The 4,545-nt window shown below is 76.3% G+C and carries 5 protein-coding genes; 2 read left to right on the top strand and 3 right to left on the bottom strand.

Translation table 11 applies throughout. From position 1 onward, the window contains the following. Window positions 1–115: 115 nt before the first annotated feature. Window positions 116–1,006: a Vgb family protein gene (locus tag HLB15_RS22570; protein WP_171108870.1), complete on the bottom strand. Its 891-nt coding sequence runs from the start codon at window positions 1,004–1,006 to the stop codon at window positions 116–118. Between the two features lie 124 nt (window positions 1,007–1,130). Here HLB15_RS22570 and HLB15_RS24400 point away from each other — a divergent pair, with 124 nt between their 5' ends. Next, entirely contained in the window at window positions 1,131–2,390 is a 1,260-nt protein-coding gene (locus tag HLB15_RS24400) for a CehA/McbA family metallohydrolase (protein WP_171108867.1), read from the top strand. On the opposite strand, the gene HLB15_RS22560 is transcribed toward HLB15_RS24400, so the two are convergent. Further along, window positions 2,380–3,717 (bottom strand): MFS transporter, encoded by a 1,338-nt coding sequence (locus HLB15_RS22560; protein WP_229785469.1) that lies wholly within the window; start codon window positions 3,715–3,717, stop codon window positions 2,380–2,382. The genes HLB15_RS24400 and HLB15_RS22560 overlap by 11 nt on opposite strands. Beyond that, on the bottom strand, window positions 3,714–4,079 hold the full coding sequence (locus HLB15_RS22555; protein WP_171108865.1) for a polysaccharide deacetylase family protein: 366 nt from the start codon (window positions 4,077–4,079) through the stop codon (window positions 3,714–3,716). Before HLB15_RS22555 ends, HLB15_RS22560 begins: the two co-directional genes overlap by 4 nt. A 10-nt stretch (window positions 4,080–4,089) precedes the next feature. On the opposite strand from HLB15_RS22555, the gene HLB15_RS22550 reads away from it, so the two are divergent. Then, the coding region (locus HLB15_RS22550) for an MMPL family transporter (RefSeq protein ID WP_212760252.1) at window positions 4,090–4,545 on the top strand (456 nt) is incomplete at its 3' end.

Genomic DNA, 4,545 nt, shown 5'->3' with positions numbered 1-4,545 from the left:
GCGGCGGGCAGAGATCGCTGTCACCCGGGGCGCAGGCGCAGGCCGAGGGCGTGGCGGCCGGACTGCGGGAGGCGCTCCGGGAGGCGCGTGCCACGGACCCGGCGCCGACGGCGGGCTAGCGCTCCAGCCGCGCCAGCGCGCCGGACTCCAGGGCGACCCACACCGCGCCGTCCGGCCCGACCGTGAGGCCGTGCGGTTCCGAGCCGGGCGTGGGCAGGTCGTAGCCGGTGATCGCGCCGTCGGCGGTGACGTGCCCGACCCGGTTGCCGCCCCACTCGGTGAACCAGCACCCACCGTCGACCGTGGCGCAGATCGCGTGCGGCCGGGCGTCGCGGTCCGGGAGCGGGAGCTCCTCGACGGCGCCGTCGGTCGTGATGCGGCCGACCTGGCCCGCGGCGATCTCGACGAACCACAGCCGGGTGCCGTCGCTGGTGATGCCGACGGGCCCGGCGTCTCGCGTGGGCAGGGGGTGGATGGTGATCTCGCCCTGCACGGTGGCGCGCCCGACGGCGTTCGCCTGGTTGAGCGTGAACCACAGCGCGCCGTCGGGGCCGGTCGTGATCATCGACGGCATGCCGCCGGTCACGGGGACCTCGACCTCGGTGACGTGACCGTCCAGCGCGACGCGGCCGATCCGGTCGGCCGCCGTCATGGTGAACCACATGGCGCCGTCGGGGCCCGCGGTGATGCCGTACGGCGAGCCCTGCGTGGGCACGGCGTAGGAGCGCACGTCGCCCGCGGGGGTGATGCGGCCGATGCGGTGGTCCCCGGAGCGGGTGAACCACAGCGCACCGTCGGGGCCCGGCGCGATGACCAGCGGCAGGCAGTCCGGCGCGTCCAGGGTGTGCTCGGTGACGTCGCCGTCGGGCGTGACGCGGGCGATCCGGCCCGCGCGCGAGAGGGTGACCCAGAGGGCGCCGTCCGGTCCGGCGGCCACCCCGTAGGGGCCCGCGTCCGCGCCCCCCACGGGGATCTCGGTGATAGCCGGGGCGTCGGACGGGTGCACAGGCAGCTCCTGGGTTCACGGTCGGGTACGGGCAGGAGGGCGCGCCCCTGCGGCACCCGCACCCTGCCTGGTCACGCGCGTCACCGCAACCCGGTGCGGCGCGCGGCACCGATAGCCTCGCCTCGTGAGCCGTCAGCAGCGTCGCCTGAGCCTGTCGACCGACGACCAGATCGCCCAGCGGTACCTGGAGGTGCCGTTCGACGTGCCGCCCGGCACGACGGCCCTCGAGGTCACCCTGGCGTTCGACCGGGAGGCGGCCGTCATCGACCTCGGGTGCCGCGACCCGCAGCGGTGGCGCGGCTGGTCGGGCGGGGCCAGGTCCCGGTTCGCGATCACGCCCGCCGCCGCGACGCCCGGGTACGAGCCGGGCGAGCTGGTGCCGGGCACGTGGGCCGTGGTGCTGGGCCTGCACGTGCTCCGGGAGCAGCCGGTCGACGTGACGGTCACGGTCGCGACCGGCGTCGACGCGGGCGGTGTCGAGGGCGAGCCGCCCGCACCGCCGCCCGGACCGGCCGTCCCCGCCGGCGGCACGCGGACCGGCCGCGCCCTGCCCGCGCCGGACGGCCTGACCTGGTTCGCGGGCGACCTGCACGCGCACACCACGCACTCGGACGGCACCCTGAGCATCGCGCAGCTCACCGCGGCGGCCGCGGGACGCGGCCTGGACTTCCTCGCGGTCACCGACCACAACACCGTCTCCCACCACCCGCACCTGCCGGGCGTCGGCGCGACCTACGACGTGAGCCTGCTGCCCGGCCAGGAGGTCACCACGCACGCGGGCCACGCCAACGCCTTCGGTGACATCGGCTGGGTGGACTTCCGCCGCCCGGCCGCGCACTGGGTGGCCGACGTCGAGGCGCACGGCGGCCTGCTGTCGGTGAACCACCCGCTGCAGGACGACTGCGGCTGGCACCACCCGGTCCGTACGGGCCTGCTGGAGCTGTGGCACATCTCGTGGTTCCTCGACCTGACCGCGACAGGGCCGTGGGCGTACCTGCGCACGGTCGGCACGGGCACCGCCGCGCCCGTGCTCCTGGGCGGCAGCGACTTCCACACGCCCGACCAGGGCTACCCGCCCGGCACACCCACCACGTGGGTCGCCGCGGCGGACCGGACACCTGAGGCGATCCTCGACGCCGTCCGGCACGGGCGCACCGCCCTCAGCCGCTTCCCCGGCCCCGGCGAGCCGGTCCTCGTCCGGGTGGGCGAGGACCTGGTCGCGCTCGACGCCGACGGCACCGTGCTCGTCGACCTCCACGCCGACACCCCGGGCGGGCGACGCCGCCGCGTGCGCGGCGACCACGCCGTGCTGCCCGCGCCACCCGAGCACGGCCCCTACCGGCTCGAGGCGGCCGACCGGACCCTGCTGGCGATCAGCGCGTGACCTGCTCCTGCGGCGCCGCGGGCAGGCGGATGAACCGGGACACCACCGTGCCGACCAGCAGCAGCACGAACGGGTACACCGACAGGTACACCCGGAACGCCTGCCCAGGGTCCGGTCCCGGGTCGGCGCCCGACCGGTAGCCGAAGAACACGGCCAGCGACGCGACCGCCGCCGCCGTCACGAGCGCGTTCAACCGGCCCAGCACCCCGAACGCCGCCAGGAACAGCCCGCTGCGGTGCACGCCGTGCCGTGCGGCGTCCGCGTCCAGCACGCGCGCGATGACCAGGTCGTTGGTCGCCAGCACACCCGAGTACCCCACGGCGACCGCCAGCCCGCCCAGGATGCCGGTCAGCAGGTCGGTCGCGACGTACATCGGCACGAACCCCAGCGCCGCGACCGGCAGCGCCAGCCGCCACGTCCACGCGGCACCCTTGCGCCGCACGACGGCGGCCCACACCGCCAGCATGCCGATCGCCACGGCGATCACGACGAGCTGCAGGATGCTCGCGTCCAGGGCCGACCCGCCCAGGGTGTGCTCGACGTACAGCTGCAGGCCGCCCAGCACGAGCGCCATCGCCGCGCCGTAGCACGCGTTGACCACCCCGACCGTCCAGAACTGCGGCGTCGACAGCACCTCCCGCACCGACCGGAAGAACCGCGGCCGCGGCTCGGCGTCCAGCGCCGGGTCCTCGCGCACGCCCGCCGCCGTCCAGAGGATCACCGCCGCGGCCACGACCCCGAAGATCACCGCCAGGCGCCCGTACCCGACCGTCGAGCCCTCGGAGCCCAGCGCCGCCCGCGCCAGCACCGGCGTGAGCGCGAGGGCGACCACCAGCGCCACGAGCTGGGCGCCCTGGCGCACGGCGTTCGCCGACGCCCGCCGCCGCTCGTGGCCGAACAGCTCCGGCAGCAGCGCGCCGTAGCTCGCGTTGATCAGCGAGTCCGCCATCTCCGTGGTGATCGCGAAGACCGCGAACCAGACCGCCAGCCCCACGGCCGAGTCCGCCACGGGCCCGGGCACGGAGAACAGCGCGACCGTCGTGCACGCCAGCACCAGCGCCCCGACCACCAGGTACGGCCGACGCCGGCCCCAGCGCGACCGCGTCCGGTCCGACAGGTAGCCGAACGCCGGGTTGTCCAGCGCGTCCAGCACCCCGTAGACCGCGTACACCGCCGCGTAGACGGCCGCGTCCAGACCCAGCAGCTCCACGTACACGTAGAACATCGAGCCCTTGACCAGGTTGATCGGCAGCGACGTCCCGAACATGCCCAGCCCGTACCGCACCGGCGACGTGCCGCCGGCAGGCAGCCCCGCTCCCCCGCTCACCACCGCGCCACCAGGCCGATCCCCTGCCGGTCGATCTCCCGCGCGAACACCGGGTCGCCCAGCAGCCGCAGCTCCCAGGTGCGCGCGCGCCACCACCCCGGGGCGGCCGCCCGCAGCCGCTCCGTCTCGGGCGCCGGGTGCAGGAAGATCTCGCTCGTCCCCTCCGGCAGGCGCCCCAGCAGCCGCAGGTAGTGGTCGCGCAGCGCCACGTAGTCCCCGGCCCCGGCGTCCCCGCCCCGGTGGGTCGCGATCGCCCGCGGCAACCGCACCCCCGCGGCGTCCGCCGCCGCCACGGCCGCCCGCCGTCGGGCCCCGCTGCCGGAGCCGGTGCCGGCCCGGCAGATCACGGGCCGCTCGCTCATCGTCGTCGCCGTGCTGCTGCTCGTGACCTACCGCAGCCCCCTGCTCGTCGTCGTGCCCCTGCTCGTGGTCGCGGCCGCGGAGCAGACGGTCGTGCGCCTCGTCGACGTTGTCGTCCCCGCCGCGGGGCTGGCCGTGGACCCGAGCGGGGCGGGCATCGTCAGCGTCCTCGTCTTCGGGGCCGCGACGAACTACGCGCTCCTGCTCGTCGCCCGCTACCGGGAGCAGCTGCGGGTGCAGGAGCGGCCGGCCGACGCCATGCGGACGGCGGTGCAGCGGGCCGGCGCTGCCATCCTCGCCAGCGGCGGCACGGTCGTCCTCGCCGTGCTGGCGCTGCTCCTGGCCGACACCGAGTCCACGCAGTCGCTGGGGCTCGGCGCCGCGGTGGGCGTGCTCGTCGCCGTGGCGGCGGGCCTGGTCGTGCTGCCCTGCGCCCTCGTGCTGCTGGGCCGGGCGGCCTTCTGGCCC

This window comes from Promicromonospora citrea (assembly GCF_013004695.1).
Taxonomy (GTDB): domain Bacteria; phylum Actinomycetota; class Actinomycetes; order Actinomycetales; family Cellulomonadaceae; genus Promicromonospora; species Promicromonospora citrea.
This window is presented reverse-complemented; position numbering and strand designations above follow the sequence as displayed.